Genomic DNA, 21989 nt, shown 5'->3' with positions numbered 1-21989 from the left:
ACAGCATTTGTGAACGCCCGAGACCAACTGTGGGAGCGGGCTTGCCCACGAAGAGGCCCGCACTGTCGCTGAAAGCCCTAAGCGTGAGCCAACTCTGCATGCTCATCCGCATCCAGCAACTCTTTATCCGTCTGCTGCATGACCTGACTGGTAATCGCACCGGCAGTTATCGAACCACTGACGTTCAACGCCGTGCGCCCCATATCGATCAGCGGCTCAACCGAAATCAGTAACGCCACCAGTGACACCGGCAAACCCATCGCCGGCAACACGATCAGCGCGGCAAACGTCGCGCCTCCGCCAACCCCGGCCACACCGGCCGAACTCAGCGTGACAATCGCCACCAACGTCGCGATCCACAACGGGTCCAGCGGGTTGATGCCCACGGTCGGCGCCACCATCACCGCCAACATCGCCGGGTACAGACCGGCGCAACCGTTCTGGCCAATAGTTGCGCCGAACGAGGCGGCGAAACTGGCGATGGACTGCGGAATCCCCAAACGGCTGGTCTGCGCTTCAATGCTTAGCGGAATCGTCGCGGCGCTGGACCGGCTGGTGAAGGCAAACGTCAGTACCGGCCAGATCTTGCGGAAGAAACGCAGCGGGTTGATCCCGGCCGCCGACACCAGCACGCCATGGACCACAAACATCAGGCCCAGGCCGATGTAAGAAACCACCACGAAACTGCCGAGCTTGATGATGTCCTGCAAGTTGGAACCGGCGACCACTTTGGTCATCAGCGCCAATACACCGTACGGGGTCAACTTCATCACCAGACGCACCAGACGCATCACCCAGGCTTGCAGGGTGTCGATGGCGTTGATCACTTTCTGACCTTTTTCGACGTCATCTTTGAGCAGTTGCAGCGCCGCGACCCCAAGGAATGCAGCGAAGATCACCACGCTGATGATCGAGGTCGGCTTGGCCCGGGCCAGATCGGCGAACGGGTTCTGCGGGATGAACGACAGCAACAGTTGCGGCACATTCAGGTCAGCGACCTTGCCCGCGTAGTCGGTCTGGATGGTTTGCAGACGCGCCATTTCCTGAGTGCCGGCGACAAGACCTTCAGCGGTGAGGGCGAACAGGTTGGTCAGGCCGATACCGATCAGCGCCGCGATGGCGGTGGTGAACAGCAGCGTGCCGATGGTCAGGAAGCTGATCTTGCCCAGTGACGAGGCGTTGTGCAGGCGGGCCACGGCGCTGAGGATCGAGGCGAACACCAGCGGGATCACGATCATTTGCAGCAACTGCACGTAGCCGTTGCCCACCAGATCGAACCAGCCAATGGATTTTTTCAGCACCGGGTTGCCGGCACCATAAATCGTGTGCAAAGCGACACCGAACACCACGCCCAGCACCAGCGCGAGCAGAACTTTTTTCGCCAGGCTCCAGTTGGTGTGACGGGTTTGCGCCAAGCCAAAGAGCAGGGCGAGGAATACCAGCAGATTGAGAGTCAGCGGCAGATTCATTGGAACTCCGATAAAGACTTGTGCCAGCCACCTTCCGGGGCAGCTGCGAACCGGGAAGCCTAACAGCTTGATATCTAATGAATTAATATCAAAAAAGTCTGTTAACTGTCGTTTTTGGAATAAGCCGGTGTCGCTGTCAGGGATGCAACTGACGCGAAAGGGACGTGAGCGGTCGTTGGCAGGCGGGGACTGTCACACTATTTTGTTAGCGTCGATATCTTTGAATCAGGTCTTTCAATAAGGGAAGCATGCCGATGAAGCTCGTACCGAAATTTCTGGCTGTCGCACTCTGTCTGGGCCTTGCCAGCCAGGTATTCGCCACCGACCTGAAACACTGGCCGGCCGATCAGGCCAAGGCGCTGGACGCAATGATTGCGGCCAACGCCAACAAAGGTGCCTACGCGGTGTTCGACATGGACAACACCAGTTACCGCTACGATCTCGAAGAGTCGTTGCTGCCGTTCATGGAGAACAAAGGCCTGATCACCCGCGAGAAGCTCGACCCCTCCCTGAAACTGATGCCATTCAAAGACACCGCCGAACACAAGGAAAGCCTGTTCAGCTACTACTACCGTCTCTGCGAAATCGACGACATGGTTTGCTATCCATGGGTCGCCCAGGTGTTCTCCGGCTTCACGCTTAAAGAGCTCAAAGGCTATGTCGACGAACTGATGGCGTCCGGCAAACCGGTGCCGAGCACTTATTACGAGGGCGACGTGGTCAAGACCCTCGACGTCAATCCGCCGAAAATCTTCACCGGTCAGAAAGAGCTCTACGCCAAACTGATGGAGAACGGCATCGAGGTCTATGTGATGACCGCCGCTTCCGAAGAACTGGTGCGCATGGTCGCTTCCGATCCGAAGTACGGCTACAACGTCAAACCGCAGAACGTGATCGGCGTGACTCTGCTGCTCAAGGACCGCAAGACCGGCGAACTGACCACGGCACGCAAGCAAGTCACCGCCGGCAAATATGACGAGCAAGCCAACCTCGGCCTCGAACTGACCCCGTACCTGTGGACGCCGGCGACCTGGATGGCTGGCAAGCATGCGGCAATCCTGACCTACATCGATGAGTGGAAAAAACCGGTGCTCGTCGCCGGCGACACCCCGACCAGCGACGGTTACATGCTGTTCCACGATGTTGACGTGGCCAAGGGCGGTATCCACTTGTGGGTCAACCGCAAAGACAAATACATGACCCAGATAAACGGCATGATGGCCAAACACGCCGCGGCCCAGGCCAAGGAAGGGCTGCCGGTGACAGCGGACAAAAACTGGGTGATCGTCAAGCCTGAAGAAATCCAGTAACCGAGACCAGGCTCACTCTCACAGACAACATCGAACCAATGTGGAAGCGGGCTTGCCCGCGAAGGGGCCGCCACCTTCAGCATTGATGGTGACTGACACACCGCCTTCGCGAGCAAGCTCGCTCCCACAGTTGACCGAGTAGGCCAAAAAAATGCCCCGCACTTGGCGGGGCATTTTTTGTTCAACGGTTAAGTATTACAGCCCGTCGAGCATCGCCTTGTTACGCACGGCACCCTTGTCGGCGCTGGTCGCCAGCAGGGCGTAAGCCTTCAGTGCGGTGGTGACTTTGCGTGGACGCTTTTCCACTGGTTTCCAGCCTTTCTGGTCCTGTTCGGCGCGACGTCCGGCCAACTCTTCGTCGCTGATCAACAGATTGATCGAGCGGTTCGGAATGTCGATCAGCACTTTGTCGCCGTCCTGCACCAAACCGATTGCACCGCCCGCAGCGGCTTCAGGCGAAGCGTGGCCGATGGACAGGCCCGAGGTGCCGCCAGAGAAACGGCCGTCGGTGAGCAGGGCGCAATCTTTGCCCAGGCCTTTGGATTTCAGGTAAGACGTCGGGTACAGCATTTCCTGCATGCCCGGGCCGCCTTTCGGGCCTTCGTAACGAATGATCACGATGTCGCCGGCCTTCACTTCGTCAGCGAGGATGCCGCGTACGGCGCTGTCCTGGCTTTCGTAGATCTTCGCGTTTCCCTCGAAGACATGGATCGACTCGTCGACGCCAGCGGTCTTCACCACGCAACCGTCCAGCGCGATGTTGCCGTACAGAACAGCCAGGCCGCCTTCTTTCGAGTAGGCGTGTTCGACACTGCGGATGCAGCCGTTTTCACGGTCGTCGTCCAGGGTTTCCCAACGGGTCGACTGGCTGAACGCGGTTTGCGTCGGGATGCCCGCAGGGCCGGCCTTGAAGAAGTGATGCACCGCTTCGTCGGTGGTCTGGGTGATGTCCCACTTGGCGATGCCTTCGGCCAGGCTCTTGCTGTGCACGGTCGGCAGGTCGGTGTGCAGCAGGCCGCCACGGGCCAGCGAACCGAGGATGCTGAAGATCCCGCCGGCACGGTGCACATCTTCCATGTGGTACTTCTGGATGTTCGGCGCGACTTTGCACAATTGCGGCACATGACGGGAGAGACGGTCGATGTCGCGCAGGTCGAAATCGATCTCGGCTTCCTGGGCTGCGGCCAGCAAGTGCAGGATGGTGTTGGTGGAACCGCCCATGGCGATGTCCAGGGTCATCGCGTTTTCGAATGCCTTGAAGTTGGCGATGTTGCGCGGCAATACCGACTCATCGTTCTCGCCGTAGTAACGCTTGCACAGCTCGACGATGGTGCGGCCGGCTTGCAGGAACAGCTGTTCGCGGTCGCTGTGGGTGGCCAGGGTCGAACCGTTGCCCGGCAATGCCAGGCCCAGGGCTTCGACCAGGCAGTTCATCGAGTTGGCGGTGAACATGCCTGAGCACGAACCGCAGGTCGGGCAGGCGCTGCGCTCGTACTCGGCGACTTTCTCGTCAGAAGCGCTGGAGTCGGCGGCGATCACCATGGCGTCGACCAGGTCGAGGCCGTGGCTGGCCAGTTTGGTCTTGCCGGCTTCCATCGGCCCACCGGAAACGAAGATCACCGGGATGTTCAGGCGCAGGGCGGCCATGAGCATGCCAGGGGTGATCTTGTCGCAGTTGGAGATGCAGACGATGGCATCGGCGCAGTGGGCGTTGACCATGTACTCGACGGAGTCGGCGATGATCTCGCGGCTCGGCAGCGAATAGAGCATGCCGTCGTGACCCATGGCGATGCCGTCATCCACGGCGATGGTGTTGAATTCTTTTGCCACGCCGCCGGCGCGTTCGATTTCGCGGGCGACCAGTTGACCCAGGTCCTTGAGGTGCACGTGGCCCGGTACGAACTGGGTGAAGGAGTTGGCAATGGCGATGATCGGCTTTTTGAAGTCGTCATCTTTCATCCCCGTGGCGCGCCACAGTGCGCGGGCACCGGCCATGTTGCGGCCGTGGGTGGATGTTTTCGAGCGGTAATCAGGCATGAAGCACTCCGGGCGGCTAATCAGGTATCAAAAGGGAAGTGAGCTTCTATTGACGTCTGGAACACTCAGAAATGGCCGTGTGTCCGGAAGTTGCCGATAACTTTGCGGGATCGCCGCGCGCTTCAGCTTGAGCTCATAAACCCGCCGGGGGATGACTGGCGATGAATGTCGCGATTCTACACGGCTGGCGTCAGGAGGGAATGCCGGAAAAGGTTGATCCTGCACTGACGGAGCGTGTGGGATGACGACTGGCAGCGGTTATTCGCAATCCGGGCTGGGGCTCATGCTTTTGGTGCGGTTGTTGATGCGATTGTTCAGTGCCAGCGCGAGTGCACTCAGGAAGATGAAGCTGTAACCCAGCGTGGCTTGCAGATTGGCGGGGCTCAAACTGACCAGTGCGCTGATCAGTCCACCGCAAATGAAAATCAGTGTGCTCCCGGCCGATGCCGAGGTCCCTGCATTGTCCGGGAACAGGCTCATGGCTTTGGACGTTGCGGCCGGTCGAGCGACGGTGGTACCGGCTGTGCAGATGATCATTGGAATCAGCACGGTTGTTGTCGACAGCGCAAATTGGACAGAGAGATAAAGCATGCTCACGCCTGACAGCAGAATCAGGCTCAATCCAATAATGATCTGATGGCCGCCGCTGATTCGACGGCTCAACAATGTCGCAGCAACCCCCCCGAGCAGGTAGGCGGCACCGTAAATCAACAGGGTTAGCGAGAAGTCATAGGCCGACAACTGAAGTCGCTCCATGAAAATCAGAGGCGACATGACGATGAAAGAAAAATGGCAGGCGAAGGCAAAGGCCGATATCAACCAGTAGCTCACAAACTTGAAGTCGCCGTAGACCCGCCTATAGGACTGAATGATGTTTGGTCGACCACCGGTTGCACCGGAGTGAGCGCTTTCAAGAAAAAAATACGCTTTGAGAAACACCGCACCAGTGAGTGCGGTGAACACCATAAAGCTACCCGGCCAATCCAGCATGGCTTGCAGAAAGGTACCGGCCAGTGGTGAAACAGAAATGAAAACACCTGTGGCGGTCACCATGAGAATCCTCAGGCGGTCACGCTCCTCGCCTTCGAACAGATCCTGAATCAACGCCTGCGAGAGTACGAAGCAACCGCAACCGATCGCCTGCACCATCCGGAACACCAGGAACCAGGTGTACTCAGTGGACAGGACGCAACCTGTCGCACCGATGATCGAAACCGCCATCCCCACCAGCAGCAGGCGCTTGCGCCCGATGGCATCCGACAGGGGGCCGATCAATAGTTGGGAAAGGGAAATGCCGACGGCGAACAGACTGATGGACAACGCAATGTCGGCCGGCGTGGTGCGGAAGTGTTCGGCCAACGCCGGGAAGGACGGCAGCATGACGTCGAGGGGGAAGACCCCGAGCAACACCATGGTCAGCAGCAGGATGATCGCGGCCCGACGTTTTTCGGCACTGACTTCAGGTTTTCTTTCATCCATCGACAAGCCCCGCCTTTGCAAAGAGTTGCTGGTTGGAAGGCAGATCGAAGAATCCGGCCTTCTCCATCGCTTGAAGCGTTGCGCCCGCCCCCGATCGGGCACGCTGAAGGCAGGCTTGCGAGTCTGTCAGACCATCGATGATTTCAGTGATGGATGCCCTACTGATGCCTGCGCCCTGCAGGCTTTCCTTCAGCCATCGCTCATCGACCTCGAAGAAAGCCTGAATGATGTCCAGCAACTGCCGGGCGGCGAACGTTCGTTGGCTGCTGTTCAGGGTCAGCCACAGATAATGGAACACCTCGCAAAAGTAGCGGCTGTGTCGCGCCTCGTCGGCGAGATGGTCCCTGAACATTTCCTGAACGCTGGATACCAGCACATCGCGGCAAACCTCGAGCAGTTCCCTGGCGATAATCGTCTCTGAGACGAAACCGACGAGAAACCAGGCCAGCGCCTTGTGCCTGTCCGGGGCACCGTCGATCAAGGCGTTCAGGCGAGTAATCCGCTGCGGCATCACCGGGCGATGGGTCATGCCGTAGTGGTCGGCAATCTGCTCGGCGAGCCTGTTGGAGAACAGGGCGTGATAACCCTCGTCGGTATAGAGCTGGAGCGCGGCCGTTTTCATTCGTCGCGGGATACAGGCGCCGAGCTCATCGTGAACGATGGTTTCCACGGAGCGGTTGACGATGCGATGTTCGAGCAGGGTGGTGTAGTCGAGGAAATACACCAGATGGTTGGCCGACAGCCGATGGGTGATCGCGCTTCCTGCTCTGTCGATTGCCGGGTGATTCAGGTAAGGCAGGAACGCCGGAGGGAACCAGTGTCGTGTGCCCAGTTGCTGTTCCAGGTCTGATGGCAATTGATAGGTGTGCTCGCTGGTTCGTACCGAGGCTCGCGTGTTCCAGTCGCCGAGTGTGAAGCGCTCGGCCCAGGCGTCGGGCATGGGCAACTGAAATGTGCCGGCCCCGGTCATTGTTGTGCGCCCTGGCTGCTCAGCAGCGCTTTCAATTCCTTGCACATCACTTGTCCGTCGCTCTGGCCGCAGCCCACAAAAAACAACGGTTGTTCTGCACTGTCCTCGATCTCCAGCAACGTTTCGACCTGATCGTCCGCCAGTGCGCCGGTCAGCCACGTCCTCAACCCGAGTGCGGTGGCCACCAGTTGAAAGGTCTGGGAAATATGACCGGCCTCGACGTATGCCATTCGATACGCCCGCGAGTGTTCATATTTCCACCAGAGCTTGTCGAAGCGAGCCGTGATGAACAGACCCACCGGCAGGTTGTTGATGAAATGTTGTCCGCACAACAATTGGCCCAAGGACGACTCTGGCAGTGGATTGACGAAGCTCAACGCATGTTCGGCGGGGTGGTAGGCGTAGAGCCCGGGTTTCAGGCCGCTGACGTTTTGTACATGAAGAAAGCCTTCGCAGGCATTAAGTCCGCCACCCGATGGGCTGCTGCGCCGGGCGCCGAGTCCGTCTGCAATGGTTTCGTCGAGATCGTTTTCACGCTCTCGCAGATAACCAAGGGACAAGTACAGGAGAGTGCTGACCTGTTCCAGGGAAACCACTTCATCCGTGAAAACGCGACAGGACTTTCGGCTGATCAAGACGGTTGCAAGAGCGCTTTCCGGCAGGCGGGAAGGTTGAGGCAGGGCGATCCGCTCGCTTGCCGGACGTTCCACACGTCTGACCGCGGGTGCGGGTGTGGCCAGTACCTCGGTGCAATGGTCCAGATAGTGTCTTGACCATTCATGTATGTCTTTGGGGATATGTTCAAAAGGAATGTTCTTGGTGCCGATATGAAATATCTTTGATAGTTCGTCCCAGCCCCATTCGATAGTGTCTTCTACTGTCGTTGTAAGTATTCCGGCATCCAGAAACTGAGAGTCAATTGTATTGCTGTCATCAAACTTTTCGGGGTCGTTAATAAGGGTTGTAAGACGGGTAGAGTATTCGGGGCTCAATTTAAACTGTTTGTGGTTTTTGTAATCCCAGACTATTTTTCCTGGCGAACGAGGAAGTATGAATATATACGGATTTATATGCATCAATGGGCGACTCACTCTGGTTTGTGCCATAAAAAACGCTGGGTGGCCGGCCTCCCCAGCGTCTCATTTACTTAGCGGGCTTTTGGTGAAACCAGAAAAGCCAGGTTGGCGATTTTGTTAGCTTCCAGAGTAATTGCTTTCATGTTGTGAACTCCTTGTCATTGATGTGAGTGCCACCTCTTGGTGACAACACAATCATAGTTTGTAATGAGTTCTTATCAAGGGGAAGTTAAGTAGGAATATTCCAGTAATTTTGTCGGAGCGATCTTAAGAACGGCGAATATTTGTAAGTTATATTCTTGAAAATAAGCGATGCGCGGAAACGTCCTGCAAGTCAGTAAGACCGCAAGCGTAAGAAGAGGGGGATTTCAATTGCAGGTGATAGGGCGGGGAGCCTGCTGGCCCCCCGTCATATCGATGTCATCAGCTGTTTGGCAGCAGACGGCAGGTGATGCTCTTGATGTAGCGGGTTTCGGCGATGGCCGGGTGAACCGGGTGGTCCGGACCCTGGCCGCCACGCTCTAGCATCTGGATGTTGCGATCCAGATGACGGGCGCTGGTCAGGAGGATGTTCTGCAGATCGTCTTCGGGCAGGTGCATGGAGCACGAAGCGCTGACCAGGATGCCGTCCTTGCTGAGCAGGCGCATGGCTTGCTCGTTCAGGCGACGGTAGGCACCTTCACCGTTCTTCATGTCTTTTTTGCGTTTGATGAATGCCGGCGGGTCGGCCACGATTACGTCGAAACGTTCTTCGCTAGCTTTCAGCTCTTTCAGGGCTTCGAACACGTCGCCTTCAATGCAGGTCATCTTGTCGGCGAAACCGTTCAGCGCGGCGTTGCGCTCGACGCCGTCGAGGGCGAAGGCTGAAGCGTCGACGCAGAACACTTCACTGGCGCCGAACGCGGCTGCTTGCACGCCCCAGCCGCCGATGTAGCTGTACAGGTCCAGCACGCGTTTGCCTTTGGCATACGGTGCCAGGCGCGCGCGGTTCATGCGGTGGTCGTAGAACCAGCCGGTTTTCTGTCCCTGGATGACGGGCGCTTCGAATTTCACGCCGTTCTCTTCCAGCGCGACCCACTCCGGCACCAGGCCGAACACGGTTTCGACGTAGCGATTGAGGCCTTCGGCATCACGGGCGGCGGAATCGTTCTTGAAGAGAATGCCGCTTGGCTTGAGCACTTGGGTCAGTGCCGCGATGACGTCTTCTTTATGGGCTTCCATGGTCGCCGAAGCAATCTGGACCACCAGGATATCGCCGAAACGGTCGACCACCAGACCTGGCAGCAGGTCGGAGTCGCCGTAGACCAAGCGATAGAATGGCTTGTCGAACAGGCGCTCGCGCAGGGACAGGGCCACGTTCAAGCGATGCACCAGCAGCGACTTGTCCAGCGGCAACTTGATGTCGCGCGACAGCAGGCGGGCGCAGATCAGGTTGTTCGGGCTCATGGCGACGATGCCCAACGGCTTGCCGCCGGCGGCTTCGAGGATCGCCTGATCGCCGGCCTTGAAGCCGTGCAAAGGGGTCGCCGCTACATCGATTTCGTTGCTATAGACCCACAAGTGGCCGTTTCGCAGGCGACGGTCGGCGTTGGCTTTGAGGCGCAGGCTAGGCAGGGACATGACGTCGCTCCGGAAAAAAGAGCGGGAGTATAGCGTGTTGAGGCATGTGGCGGGTTTGGCGGGCGATGAAACGCTGATGGCCTATTCGCGAGCGAGTCCGCTTCCACATTGGATCCCCGGCGAATACAGAGTTTGTGTACGACGCAGATCCAATGTGGGAGCGGGCTTGCTCGCGAAGGCAGTTTCGAACATCACTGCGACAGAGTGCTTGCCCGTGGGCATTCCAAGTCCGAAGCCCGAGCTTGAATGAAAGTTCCCGAGATATGCCTACCGGTGTGTCGGATCCAACTTTATAAAGGTTAGAATCGCCGCCTGACCCAGAGTGTGTACTTATGTCCCAAGAGCTGACCACCGAACAGATTCAACAGTCCCTGCAAGGCATCAGCGTGCCGGCCCAGCCGCAGATCATGGTGGATTTGCAGATGGAACAGTACATGCCCGACCCTGACCTGGAGGTGATCGCGAAGCTGATCTCCCAGGACCCAGGCCTCTCTGGCGCCTTGCTGAAAATCGTCAACTCGCCGTATTACGGCTTGAGCAACAAGATCGCCTCGATCCAGCGTGCGGTGAACCTGTTGGGCAGCCGTTCGATCATCAACCTGATCAACGCGCAGTCGATCAAGGGTGAAATGAACGACGACACCATCGTCACCTTGAACCGTTTCTGGGACACCGCTCAAGACGTGGCAATGACCTGCCTGACCCTGGCCAAGCGCATTGGCGGCCAGGCCGGCGATGAAGCCTACGCCTTGGGTTTGTTCCACGATTGCGGCGTGCCGTTGATGCTTCAGCGCTTTCCCAACTACATGACCGTGCTGGAAGAGGCCTACGCCAGCGCCAGTGCCGAATGCCGCGTGGTGGACACCGAGAACCGGGTGTTCAACACCAACCACGCCGTGGTCGGATACTACACGGCCAAGTCCTGGCGCCTGCCGGAGCATGTGAGCACGGCTATCGCCAATCACCATAATGCGTTGGCAATTTTCAGTGATGAGTCGTCGCGCAACTGCCAGTTGAAGAACCTGTTGGCGATCCTGAAGATGGCCGAGCACATTTGTGCGTCCTACCGGGTGCTGGGCAACCAGAACGAGGACCACGAATGGAACAGCATTGCGCCTTTGGTGCTCGATTACGTCGGTCTTTCGGACTATGACTTCGAGACCCTCAAACAAACGATTCGCGACCTCGGCACTCACCGCTGAGCGTCGGACAGCCTGATTCGAGAGCACCATGCCTGAACTGCCAGAAGTCGAAACCACCCGCCGCGGGATTGCGCCGCATCTGGAAGGCCAGCGCGTCAGCCGAGTGATCGTGCGTGAGCGGCGTCTGCGTTGGCCGATTCCCGAAGATCTCGATGTGCGGCTGTCCGGCCAGCGCATCGTGCTGGTGGAGCGGCGCGCCAAGTACCTGTTGATCAATGCCGAAGTGGGTACGTTGATCAGCCATTTAGGGATGTCGGGGAACCTGCGCCTGGTGGAAGTCGGCATGCCGGCGGCCAAGCATGAACACGTGGACATCGAACTGGAGTCCGGCCTGGCCCTGCGTTACACCGACCCGCGCCGGTTTGGCGCGATGCTGTGGAGCCTCGACCCGCTCAATCACGAATTATTGATTCGCCTGGGGCCGGAGCCGTTGACCGACCTGTTCGATGGCGAACGTTTGTTTCAGCAGTCCCGTGGGCGCTCCATGGCGGTCAAGCCGTTCATCATGGACAACGCGGTGGTGGTCGGCGTCGGCAATATCTACGCGACTGAAGCGCTGTTCGCCGCCGGTATCGACCCGCGCCGCGAGGCCAAGAGCATCTCTCGGGCGCGTTATCTGAAACTGGCGATTGAGATCAAGCGCATCCTGGTCCATGCCATCGAGCGCGGTGGCACCACACTGCGGGACTTTATCGGCGGAGACGGTCAGCCGGGTTATTTCCAGCAGGAACTGTTCGTTTATGGGCGCGGTGGTGAGCACTGCAAGGTCTGTGGGACGGGGCTGCGGGAAGTGAAACTCGGGCAGCGCGCCAGCGTTTTTTGCCCGCGCTGTCAGAGCTGAGGTCTCTGGGTCTATAGTCAGTGCTCACTGCCTAGTCGAAGGACCGTGCCATGAACCTGTTTCGAACCCTTGCCGTCGTTTTGCTGCTGAGCGTCGGCACGCCCGCGCTGGCGGCCAACACGGGCAGCGGTGACCCGCGTTACACCATCCAGAATCCACCCGCGTACGCCATGATCGGTGACTTGCTGATCGCCCGACCCTTGTTGATCGTGGCCACAGTGATCGGTGCCGGTTTGTTTGTGGTGGCGCTGCCGTTTACCGCATTCGATGGCGGCATTGGCGATGTAGGGAAGGCGCTGGTGGTTGATCCCGGGAAAGCCGCGTTTGTGCGGTGTCTGGGGTGTATCGGGGAGGGGTTTGAGCAGCGGGAGTGAAGTCAGTTATATCTTTGGTGTAGCTAATGACGTATTCGCGAGCAAGCCCGCTCCCACATTAGGTATTCGGTGTGGCTGACACCCCAGAACAAATGTGGGAGCGGGCTTGCTCGCGAAGAGGCCGGCCCAAGCACTACAAAACTATCAGGCTCAAACCTTGCCGGTAATGATCCGATACTTCGCCATCAACTGCTCTTCAGTCTCCGGATGCGCTTCATCCAGTGGGATGCAATCCACCGGGCAGACCTGCTGGCACTGAGGTTCGTCATAGTGGCCGACACACTGCGTGCACAGGTTCGGGTCGATCACGTAGATCTCTTCCCCCTGGGAAATGGCGGCGTTCGGGCACTCGGGTTCGCAGACGTCGCAGTTGATGCAATCGTCGGTGATGATCAGGGACATGCTAACTCCAGCCGGGGCGGCGGGCCCGGGCGTAATAAACCAATGCGCACAATTGTGCCGCATTGGCGCCCGCAGTGCACGCGGGCGCCGCTTTAGCGGTCGTTACTTCTTGAAGCGCTCGGTGAGTGCGTCCGCCACCGCCGGGTGGACGAATTTGGTGATATCGCCACCCAGGGCTGCGATTTCACGCACCAGCGTCGAGGAAATGTATGAATAACGCTCGGACGGCGTAAGAAACAGGCTTTCCACATCCGGCGCCAACTGACGGTTCATGTTGGCCAGTTGGAATTCGTATTCGAAGTCCGATACCGCGCGCAATCCGCGCAGGAACACGTTGGCGTTCTTCTCTTTGGCAAAGTGCGCCAACAGCGTCGAGAAGCCGACGACTTCAACGTTCGGCAGATGTTTGGTGACCTCGCGGGCCAGCGCCACACGTTGTTCCAGGGGAAACAACGGGTTTTTCTTCGGGCTGGCGGCGACGGCGATGATCACGTGATCGAACAGGCGCGCGGCGCGTTCGACCAGATCGCCATGGCCCTTGGTAATAGGGTCGAAGGTACCTGGGTACAACACTCGGTTCATCGCGTCGTCCTGGCGGGAGTCCGTTGGGGAGTCGGATGGTATCGCAGCCTTCCCGGTCGGCCAAGTCGCCTTTTGGGTAAGAAAGCACTATAGACGATTGGAATATTCCAATCCTTCCCTCGTCTTTTTCACGGTTACCTGCCAGATCGTCTACCGAAGCGCCCCGAAACCCGCGGTTGACAGATGTTCAGAGGTCAGTGGGGTCGTTGAAGTCAATGGGCTTCAAACGCAACGTCAGAGCGTCACTGCGTTGAATTTGGGGCGCCTGCTCCAGCAGAACCGACAAGTTGTCATGCACCGTGAGGTAGCGACCGTTGAGGGCATCGAAGTGCCCAGTGGCCAGTTCAAGTACGCGGTGTGCGCAGGCCGCCGGGGCGACCGAGTGGCCGGCCTGTCGTTGCTTTTCTACCCAGGCCAGCAGATTGCCAAGGTCGGAGCCCGGGATATTCGGGTGTTCGCTCAGTTGGCTGACCAGCCCTGCCCCGATGACTATGCCCGGATGCAGCGAGAACAACTTGACCTGGGTGGATTTGGCTTCCACGGCGACGTTTTCGGTGAATTTGATCATTGCCGCCTTGGCGACTGAGTAAGCGGACGCCGCCGGCCAGCGATAGACGCCTGCGTGGCTGACAATATTGATAATGCGGCCCCGGCGGTTTCGGGCCATTACTTTGAGCGCCGCGCTGGCGCAAAGAAAGCTACCAAGCAGATGTGTCTCAAGCGTGTTCCACCATTGCGTCGGCTCCACTTCCCAGGTTTTGCCCAATGGCCCCATATTGCCGGCGTTGTTCACCAACAGGTCAATGGTGTGAAACTGTTCGGTGATCTGTTCGAAACGCAGTTTTACCGCGGCGGCATCGGTCACATCCAGCGTCATGGCGGATGCTTGGCCGCCGCTGTCGCGGATTTGCTGCACTACAGCGTCCAAATGCGCTGCGGAACGCCCCATCAATACGACGGTTGCGCCGGCGTGTGCCAATGTCCGGGCGATGACTTCTCCGATGCCTCGGCCGGCGCCAGTAACCACCGCAACTTGACCGTCTAGAGTGTTGAAGTCTGGATTCATGTCGTGGCGCTCCGCGTGTTCGAAAGTATTCTTTGCCCGGTATGGCCCAGAGGCCGTTGGGTGGTATTTTCGAAGCTACGCCTCAAGCACCGAGTGATCTACTGTCAGAAATAACAGGTCAGCTACGTGATTCTGAGGATTCAAGAGCTTTTCAAACAATCGGCCAGCGAAGTCGCCAGTTGCGCCGTCAATCCGTAGACCGACAATTGCGGGTTTGCGCCAATGCTGGTGGGGAACAGCGAGCCATCGTGGATCGACAGATTGCTGATCTGGTGATGCCGGCCAAGGCTGTCGGTCACAGCGGTTTTGGGGTCCTCACCCATGGCACAACCGCCCATCACATGAGCGCTGCCCAGACGGGTGCGATACAACTCAAGGCTCAAACCGTCGATCAACGTGCGCGCTTCGGCCAGGGTTTTCACATAGCGCGCGTCGGCGTGCATCGGCATCACCGCGTTGGCGCCGCCGGCGAACTGGATCTCGGCCATGCTGTGGAAGGCCCGGCGCAAGCCGTCCCAGGCGTAGGGTGAAACCTGATAGTCGAGCACTGGCGTGTTGTCACCGCGCAATTCGACACTGCCGCCGGGACTGTCCGGATGAAAACCATCCCGCAACAACGCCAGCATCGCGTGGGTGTGGGGCAGGTTTTTCATGTGTTGGGCGTTTTCCTGGCCGAAGCCACCGAGCAGGGTGGTGGCCAGCGCCGGGTGCAGCGGCGGTACTTCCAGTTTGTAGGACATCTGGCCGGTGGTGCCGTCCTGCCATTGGAAGTGGTCGGAATAGATCGACTGCGGCGCGCCGTAGTACGGATTGATCACCTCATCGAACAGCCCGGCAGACATGTTCACCAGATGCAGAAACGTCCGCTTGCCCAGCCGTTTGTGAGGGTCGGGCGCCTCGGAGCGCAACAGCAACGCCGGGCTGTTGATCCCGCCACCGGCCAGCACGTAATGCCGCGCCTTGACCGTGATCGTCTTGCCCGTGGGCTCGACGCAGCGCTCGTCCATCGCCACGCATTGCAGTCCCGTGACCTTGTCGCCGTTGATCGACAGTTTTTCGGCACGGGCCAGATAGAGCAGCTCGCCACCTTTTTCCAGGGTCGCCGGAATGGTCGTCACCAACATCGATTGCTTGGCGTTGGTCGGACAACCCATGCCGCAGTAGCCGAGGTTCCAGCAGCCACGCACATTGCGCGGGATTACATGCCAGGTGTAGCCAAGCTTTTCGCAGCCTTTGCGGATCACATCATTGTTGGGGTTGGGCGGAACCATCCACGGCGCGACGCCCAGGCGTTGTTCCATTTTCTCGAACCAGGGCGCCATCTCGGCCGGCGTGTGGCCTTTGACGTTGTGCTCCCTGGCCCAGTGGTCGAGGGTCGGGTCGGGTGTGCGAAAGCTTGAGGTCCAGTTGATCAGCGTGGTGCCGCCCACCGCCCGACCTTGGAGGATGGTGATCGCACCGTCCTTGCTCATGCGGCCGATGCCTTCCTGATAGAGGCTGGTGTAGGCCTGGTCTTCGAGCATCTTGAAGTCGCTGCTGGTCTTGAGTGGGCCTTCTTCGATCAGCAATACCTTGTAGCCGGCGGCGCTGAGGATTTCCGCAGTGGTGCCGCCGCCGGCGCCGCTGCCGATGATTGCCACATCCGCTTCGAGGGTCAGGTCCTGGGTCAATTGCGAACCGTTGTAGGTTTTCCAGCCACGGGCCAGGCCTTCGCGGAACGGATCGGGTACGGGCATGTTCAGGCTCTCTTATTCTTTTGGATTCGGTGGTGAGGCGGCTGACGTCTTCGCGAGCAAGCCCGGTCCCACAAGGGGTTACGCGGTCCCCTGTGAGAGCGGGCTTGCTCGCGAAGGGGGCACCGCCATTTTCAAACCGTTGGCGGCCCGGGATACCCACAATGCGCCCACGATTCCCGGCGGCTGTACCAGGCCATCATCACCAGTTGCAGCAATGAACTGTGGCCCATGCGCAGCAGACTCAACGAGCTGTTTTCCCAACGATCGAGAAAGTGTCGGATGTCCTCGCTGCTGGCGTTTTCCCAGCTGCCCCAGATTCCGGTCAGCGGTCCACGCGTGACGGCCATCCCCAGCACATCGAACAATTGTCGGGTCAGCTTGAGCATTTCCGGCGAAAGGTGATTCAGGTCTATATCCAGGGTTTCAAGGGTGCCGTCGACGGCCGCCGGCATTTTCCCGACAACCACGGCACCGTCGAGCATCACCGGGATCAGTGCTCGCAAAAACAGCAAGTCGCCGCTGCGCAGAATCGCGAAACCACTGGCCGGGATGCTCGACGAGCAGCCGCTGAGGCTCGCGCCCAAGCCTGCGGTGGCGAGGAAAGCGCTGGCGCCCAGGCTGAATTTAAGCAGGCCGCGCCGTGACAGCGCGGGTGTATCGGACAGGCTTGGGCTCATTCTTGTTATTACCCGAAGGGGTTGATCGTTAGCGGATAAACAGCTTCTGGATCAGTTTCTGAATGGATTTACCGTACGGCGGGTAGATCAGTTTCGCCGCGTTGAACCGCTGTTTGATCAGCACGCCTTTGGCTTTGCTGAAGGTCAGGAAACCTTCATGGCCGTGGTAATGGCCCATGCCCGAGGCGCCGATACCGCCGAACGGCATGTCGTCCTGAGCGACGTGAAGCAGGGTGTCGTTCAGGCACACGCCACCGGAATGGGTTTCGTTGAGCACGCGGTTTTGTTCGCGTTTGTCGTAGCCGAAGTAATACAGCGCCAGTGGGCGAGGTCGTTGGTTGATGTAGGCAAACGCTTGATCCAGGTCTTTGTACGGAACGATCGGCAGCACGGGGCCGAAGATTTCGTCCTGCATGACCAGCATGTCGTCGCTGACATTGAGCAGCAGACTGTGACTCATGCGGCGCCCCTGGCCCTGGTCGAACAGTGGAATCAGCAGCGCTCCCTTGCTGGTGGCGTCACTGAGGTAGCCGTTGAGTCGCGCCAGTTGTCGGTCATTGATGATCGCGGTGTAGTCCGGGTTGTCGGTCAGGGTCGGATAAAACCCGCGAACCGCCTGGCGATAGGCTTCGACGAAGGTGCCTACGCGATCTTCTGGTACCAGCACGTAGTCCGGGGCGACACAGGTTTGCCCGGCGTTGAGGGTCTTGCCGAACGCGATGCGTTCGGCGGCGTCCTTGAGTGGTACGTCGCGGGAAACAATGGCCGGGGACTTGCCGCCGAGTTCGAGGGTCACCGGCGTCAGGTTCTCGGCTGCCGCGCGCATGACATGCTTGCCGATGCTGGTGGCGCCGGTGAACAGCAGGTGATCGAAGGGCAGCCGAGAGAACGCCACGCCGATATCGGCCTCGCCCAGCACGACGCAAACCAGGTCTTGGGGGAAGATCCGGCCGAGCAATTCCTTGAGCAGCAACCCGGTAGCAGGGGTCGATTCACTGAGCTTGAGCATCACCCGATTACCCGCCGACAACGCCCCCACCAACGGCCCGATGGCCAGGTAAAGCGGGTAGTTCCAGGGCACGATCACGCCGACCACGCCCAGCGGCTGATACACGACTTTGGCCGAAGCGGGCTGGAACGCCACGCCAACCTTGCGCCGCGAGGCTTTCATCCAGCCTTTGAGGTGTTGGCTGGCGTAATGGATGCCGTGCAGGCTGGGCATCAGTTCGGCGAGCAGCGTTTCGTCGGCGCTGCGGTGGCTGAAGTCCTGGCTGATCGCTTCGATCAGGGCCTGACGCTGATTGTTCAACAGGTCCCGTAACGCCTTTAGCCATTGTTGGCGCTGGGCGGCCGGTGGCATCGGATTGGCGGCATAGGCGGCGCGCTGGGCATCGAACAGTGCCTGGAGTTCTTCCAATGGCTGCTGTAGGTTCTGCAGGTAGGCGATGTCAGCAGTCATGGTCAGCTCCGGATTTATTGTAATGAGGCACTTTTTAGAGTCTATGCTCTAAAAAGTCAAATGACATCCTGGCACAGCTTTGTTTTATCCACTCCCGGATAGGTCGTAAGATGCCCGGCAACGCACTCTGATTAAAGCTCAAGCCATGGCCCCACGGATCAAAACCAGCGAGCGCATCGTGCAGAACAGCCTCGAGCTGTTCAATCAGCAGGGTGAGCGCAGCATCAGCACCAACCACATTGCTGCCCACATGGAAATTTCCCCGGGCAACCTGTACTACCACTTCCCCAACAAGCAGGCGATCATCGCCGTGCTGTTCAGTGAGTACGAAAGCCTGGTGGACAGCTTCCTGCGTCCGCCTCAGGGCCGCGCCGCCACGGTGGAAGACAAGCGTTTCTACCTTCAGGAATTGCTGGCGGCCATGTGGCGTTACCGGTTTCTGCATCGCGACCTCGAACACTTGCTCGACAGCGATCCGGAGCTGGCCGCGCGTTATCGGCGCTTTTCCCAGCGCTGCCTGATCCATGGCACGCACATCTACGCGGGCTTCGTCGAAGCAGGCATCCTGAACATGGACCGGGTTCAGATCGAATCCCTGACCCTCAACGCCTGGATCATTCTCACGTCCTGGGTGCGCTTTCTGTGCACCACGCGGGAAAATTCCAGTCACTTGAGCGAGCAGGCGATCAAACGCGGGGTGTACCAGGTGCTGGTGCTTGAAGCCGGGTTCGTCACGGATCAATCCCGCGACGCGGTAAACGCATTGTTCGAAGAGTTTTACGTGCCGCTGGCCCAGGCGCTTGAAGAAGTGCAGTAGGATCGAAAACCGACAACATCACTGGAGCCCTTTATGCCGATTGCGCAACTGATCAGCCCACAAGCGTTGTATGACCGTAAAGAACAGCCTGGGCTGGTGATTCTGGATTGTCGGTTTGCCCTCGAAGACCCGGACTACGGTCAGCGCAGCTATTCCGAAGGGCACATTGCCGGGGCGAGCTTCGCTGATCTGGAGCGTGATCTCAGTGGCAAGGTGATCAAGGGCGTCACCGGGCGTCATCCGCTGCCTGAGTCCGAAAACTTGATCGAGCGCCTGCAAGCCTGGGGCATCAATGCCGACAGCGAAGTGATTTTGTACGATGACGGTCCAGGTGCCTACGCGGCGCGGGCCTGGTGGTTGCTGGCCTGGCTGGGTAAGCGTGACGGCGTGTTCATCCTCGATGGCGGGCTCAAGGCCTGGCACGCGGCCGGGTTACCGCTGAGTCTTGATGCGCCTGGCATTGAGCATGGCACCTTCACGGGGGCGCCGGACAGCGCGCTGATCTTAAGTGCAGAACAGCTTCAGCAACGTCTCGGTCAGCCCGCGCTGACCTTGATTGATGCCCGAGCCTTGCCGCGCTTCAAGGGCGAAGTGGAACCGATCGACCCGATTGCCGGGCACATCCCCGGCGCGCAATGTGCGGCGTTCACCGACAACCTGGGCAGTGACGGGCGTTTCCTGCCCGCCGATCAGCTCAAGCAGCGTTTCGCCGCCAAACTGGGTGATCGCTCACCGACCGACCTGGTGGCGTATTGCGGTTCCGGCGTGACGGCGTGTCACAACCTGTTTGCCTTGTGCCTGGCGGGTTACCCGTTGGGGGCGTTATATGCCGGTTCGTGGAGCGAGTGGATCAACGATCCCGCGCATGGCGTCGCCAAGGGCGAATAGTCCCAATCCAATGTGGGAGCGGGGGCTTGCTCGCGAAAGCGATAGGTCAGTCGATATCAACGTTGACTGTTACACCGTCTTCGCGAGCAAGCTCGCTCCCACATTTGGATCTTTATCGTTATCAATATCCCGGTAACTGCCGGGCACTGCGATACGCCCCCGGCCCCACCCCGTAAACCTGCTTGAACTGCCGACTCAGATGGCTCTGGTCGGCAAATCCCAACTGCGTCGCGACTTCCAGTGGCAAGCAGCCGCCTTGTAACAGCGCCCGTGCCCGAGCGATGCGCTGCTGCATCAGCCAGGTGTGCGGCGGCATGCCAGTCGCGCGGCGGAACACACGGGCGAAGTGGAACGGGGACAGGTTTACCGCCGCCGCGAGTTCCTCCAGCGAAGGCGGCGCCGCCAGTTGTGATTGCAGCAGGTCCTTGGCCAGGGTCACCGCCCGGTGCTCCTTGCCGGGTTTGCCGGCGATCGGAACGGCTGCGTGACGTTGCAGCAGCGACAGCATCAGTTCCCGCCAGGCCGTCTGCTGTTGCAGGGCCGTGGACGGACCTTCCAGCAAGCAATGCAACTGGCAGAAACCCTTCACCAGATCCGGGTCGCGATACAGCGTGGCGCCAAACGCCGGCAAGGTGTGGGTCGGCAGTTCAAGCTCTGCCAGCAACGAAAGAATCTGACCGCTGTCGGGATAAAACGCCCGGTATAGCCAGCCGTCCTCCGTGCCTTTATGGCCGGTGTGCAATTCGTCGGGGTTGATCAGCACCAGCGTGCCACTGCCCGCCAGGTGTTCGGCGCCGCGATAACGGTAACGCTGGGCGCCGGCCATGATCATGCCGATCACGTAGCCGTCATGCACATGGGGCGCGAAACGGTGTTCGATGTAACGCGCCGACAGCAACTCGACACCGGCCAACGGCGCCGTTTGCCAGAAACGGATCGACTCGCCCTGGTCGATTTCCATGACCTTACTCGCGACCTGTGGCGGTCAACCACTGCGGAATACGCCGTTCCAGGTAGTAACCCGGCTGCCTGAACGTGCCATCGACGAAGCCGACATGCCCCCCTTTGGCCTGCAACTCGAACTGAGTGCAGTCGGACAATTCATCGGCTTGGGGCAAGCTATGAGGAAAGACAAAAGGATCATCGGCTGCCTGGATAATCAGGGTCGGCGTACGAATCTCCCCAAGAAAATAGCGACTTGAAGCGCGGCGATAATAATCTTCGGCATCGACGAAACCGTTCAGCGGCGCCGTCACCCGGCCATCGAAATCCCAGAAGGTGCGCATGTTTTCCAGCGAGCCCAGCGCGGCCAATGCCGCCAGTCCATCCTCGCGCCCGTCATGCTGGAACTGCCGCTGCTTGTTCTTGATGTAGGCCACCATTTCGCGCATGAAATGCGCCTGATAAACCTTCGAAAATCCCTGGCCGATACGATCGGCGCAATGATCGAGGCGGAACGGCACCGATACCGCCACGGCTCCGAGCACGCCACTGTCGCTGCCGGTCTCGCCCAGATGCTTGAGCAAAATATTGCCCCCCAGGGAATAACCGACCGCATACAGCGGCGCAAGCGGTCGCTTGGCCCGCAGGTGCCTGATGGCTTCGGCGAGGTCTTCGCTGGCACCGGAATGGTAGCTGCGCGGCAACAGATTGGGTTCGCCGGAGCAGCCGCGCCAGTTCAGCGCGACACTGGCCCAGCCGTGAGCACCCAGGGCCTTTTGCAGCCCGGCCACATAAGGGGAATTTGACGAGCCGGTCAGGCCGTGCAACACCAGCACCAACGGCGCATCGACGCTGTGAGGGCCGTGCCAGTCCAGGTCGAGAAAGTCGCCATCCTCAAGCCACAGACGTTCGCGCTCGCGCTCGATATGCGTGGTCTTGCGCCACAGCGGTCCCCACAAGGTTTGCAAGTGCGGGTTGCCGAGGCCGAAGGCCGGGGTGAAGCGTTCTGGCGGATGGGACACGATAATTCTCGATGCAGCGG

At 59.3% G+C, this 21989-nt stretch carries 20 protein-coding genes; 6 read left to right on the top strand and 14 right to left on the bottom strand.

Translation table 11 applies throughout. The features are described 5' to 3' along the window. Window positions 1–77: 77 nt before the first annotated feature. Window positions 78–1469, bottom strand: a complete 1392-nt coding sequence (locus ACA055_RS28475; protein WP_497681568.1) for an L-cystine transporter — start codon at window positions 1467–1469, stop codon at window positions 78–80. A gap of 254 nt (window positions 1470–1723) precedes the next feature. Between ACA055_RS28475 and ACA055_RS28470 the strand changes: the two genes are divergently transcribed. After that, window positions 1724–2779 carry an HAD family hydrolase gene (locus ACA055_RS28470; protein WP_497681567.1) on the top strand — a complete coding sequence of 352 codons (1056 nt, stop codon included), beginning with the start codon at window positions 1724–1726 and terminating at the stop codon, window positions 2777–2779. A 195-nt stretch (window positions 2780–2974) separates the two neighbouring features. On the opposite strand, the gene ilvD is transcribed toward ACA055_RS28470, so the two are convergent. The 5 genes from ilvD to ACA055_RS28445 all read right to left on the bottom strand — a co-directional run bounded on the left by ilvD (window position 2975) and on the right by ACA055_RS28445 (window position 9961). Then, complete coding sequence (gene ilvD, locus ACA055_RS28465) at window positions 2975–4816, bottom strand: dihydroxy-acid dehydratase (RefSeq protein WP_497681566.1); 1842 nt, start codon at window positions 4814–4816, stop codon at window positions 2975–2977. 258 nt (window positions 4817–5074) lie between these two features. Next, window positions 5075–6295, bottom strand: a complete 1221-nt coding sequence (locus tag ACA055_RS28460) for an MFS transporter (RefSeq protein WP_497681565.1) — start codon at window positions 6293–6295, stop codon at window positions 5075–5077. Continuing rightward, a complete protein-coding gene (locus ACA055_RS28455) occupies window positions 6288–7265 on the bottom strand; it encodes a diiron oxygenase (RefSeq protein WP_497681564.1) in 978 nt (325 codons plus the stop codon). Before ACA055_RS28455 ends, ACA055_RS28460 begins: the two co-directional genes overlap by 8 nt. After that, entirely contained in the window at window positions 7262–8341 is a 1080-nt protein-coding gene (locus tag ACA055_RS28450; protein ID WP_497681563.1) for a SagB family peptide dehydrogenase, read from the bottom strand. The genes ACA055_RS28455 and ACA055_RS28450 overlap by 4 nt, the downstream gene beginning before the upstream one ends. A gap of 423 nt (window positions 8342–8764) precedes the next feature. Further along, window positions 8765–9961, bottom strand: a complete 1197-nt coding sequence (locus ACA055_RS28445; protein ID WP_497681562.1) for a class I SAM-dependent rRNA methyltransferase — start codon at window positions 9959–9961, stop codon at window positions 8765–8767. A gap of 386 nt (window positions 9962–10347) precedes the next feature. On the opposite strand from ACA055_RS28445, the gene ACA055_RS28440 reads away from it, so the two are divergent. From ACA055_RS28440 to ACA055_RS28430, 3 genes are read left to right on the top strand one after another with little or no spacing between them, the layout of a single operon-like run. Next, the gene (locus tag ACA055_RS28440; protein WP_497684504.1) at window positions 10348–11163 is read left to right on the top strand and encodes an HDOD domain-containing protein; all 816 of its coding nucleotides are present in this window, start codon (window positions 10348–10350) and stop codon (window positions 11161–11163) included. A gap of 28 nt (window positions 11164–11191) precedes the next feature. Then, window positions 11192–12004: a bifunctional DNA-formamidopyrimidine glycosylase/DNA-(apurinic or apyrimidinic site) lyase gene (mutM, locus tag ACA055_RS28435; RefSeq protein WP_497681561.1), complete on the top strand. Its 813-nt coding sequence runs from the start codon at window positions 11192–11194 to the stop codon at window positions 12002–12004. A gap of 50 nt (window positions 12005–12054) precedes the next feature. Beyond that, window positions 12055–12378 carry a multidrug transporter gene (locus ACA055_RS28430; RefSeq protein ID WP_497681560.1) on the top strand — a complete coding sequence of 108 codons (324 nt, stop codon included), beginning with the start codon at window positions 12055–12057 and terminating at the stop codon, window positions 12376–12378. Between the two features lie 150 nt (window positions 12379–12528). Here ACA055_RS28430 and ACA055_RS28425 read toward each other — a convergent pair whose 3' ends face one another. The 6 genes from ACA055_RS28425 to ACA055_RS28400 form a co-directional block, all read right to left on the bottom strand. Then, window positions 12529–12780: a YfhL family 4Fe-4S dicluster ferredoxin gene (locus tag ACA055_RS28425; RefSeq protein ID WP_497681559.1), complete on the bottom strand. Its 252-nt coding sequence runs from the start codon at window positions 12778–12780 to the stop codon at window positions 12529–12531. 102 nt (window positions 12781–12882) lie between these two features. Next, a complete protein-coding gene (coaD, locus tag ACA055_RS28420; RefSeq protein WP_074871700.1) occupies window positions 12883–13362 on the bottom strand; it encodes a pantetheine-phosphate adenylyltransferase in 480 nt (159 codons plus the stop codon). A gap of 187 nt (window positions 13363–13549) precedes the next feature. Then, window positions 13550–14428 carry an SDR family NAD(P)-dependent oxidoreductase gene (locus ACA055_RS28415; RefSeq protein ID WP_497681558.1) on the bottom strand — a complete coding sequence of 293 codons (879 nt, stop codon included), beginning with the start codon at window positions 14426–14428 and terminating at the stop codon, window positions 13550–13552. Window positions 14429–14568: 140 nt separating this feature from the next. Continuing rightward, window positions 14569–16164, bottom strand: a complete 1596-nt coding sequence (locus tag ACA055_RS28410) for a GMC family oxidoreductase (RefSeq protein WP_497681557.1) — start codon at window positions 16162–16164, stop codon at window positions 14569–14571. 131 nt (window positions 16165–16295) lie between these two features. Continuing rightward, complete coding sequence (locus ACA055_RS28405) at window positions 16296–16841, bottom strand: twin-arginine translocation pathway signal protein (RefSeq protein ID WP_497681556.1); 546 nt, start codon at window positions 16839–16841, stop codon at window positions 16296–16298. Window positions 16842–16869: 28 nt separating this feature from the next. Further along, window positions 16870–18300 carry a coniferyl aldehyde dehydrogenase gene (locus ACA055_RS28400; protein ID WP_497681555.1) on the bottom strand — a complete coding sequence of 477 codons (1431 nt, stop codon included), beginning with the start codon at window positions 18298–18300 and terminating at the stop codon, window positions 16870–16872. A 145-nt stretch (window positions 18301–18445) separates the two neighbouring features. On the opposite strand from ACA055_RS28400, the gene ACA055_RS28395 reads away from it, so the two are divergent. Both ACA055_RS28395 and ACA055_RS28390 read left to right on the top strand, forming a co-directional pair. Then, the gene (locus ACA055_RS28395) at window positions 18446–19117 is read left to right on the top strand and encodes a TetR/AcrR family transcriptional regulator (RefSeq protein WP_497681554.1); all 672 of its coding nucleotides are present in this window, start codon (window positions 18446–18448) and stop codon (window positions 19115–19117) included. A gap of 33 nt (window positions 19118–19150) precedes the next feature. Beyond that, the gene (locus tag ACA055_RS28390) at window positions 19151–20005 is read left to right on the top strand and encodes a sulfurtransferase (RefSeq protein ID WP_497681553.1); all 855 of its coding nucleotides are present in this window, start codon (window positions 19151–19153) and stop codon (window positions 20003–20005) included. A gap of 121 nt (window positions 20006–20126) precedes the next feature. On the opposite strand, the gene ACA055_RS28385 is transcribed toward ACA055_RS28390, so the two are convergent. Next, a complete protein-coding gene (locus ACA055_RS28385) occupies window positions 20127–20966 on the bottom strand; it encodes an AraC family transcriptional regulator (protein ID WP_497681552.1) in 840 nt (279 codons plus the stop codon). Window positions 20967–20970: 4 nt separating this feature from the next. After that, a complete protein-coding gene (locus tag ACA055_RS28380) occupies window positions 20971–21969 on the bottom strand; it encodes a hydrolase (protein WP_497681551.1) in 999 nt (332 codons plus the stop codon). Window positions 21970–21989 lie beyond the last annotated feature (20 nt).

This window comes from Pseudomonas sp. LBUM1657, from assembly GCF_059716075.1.
This window is presented reverse-complemented; position numbering and strand designations above follow the sequence as displayed.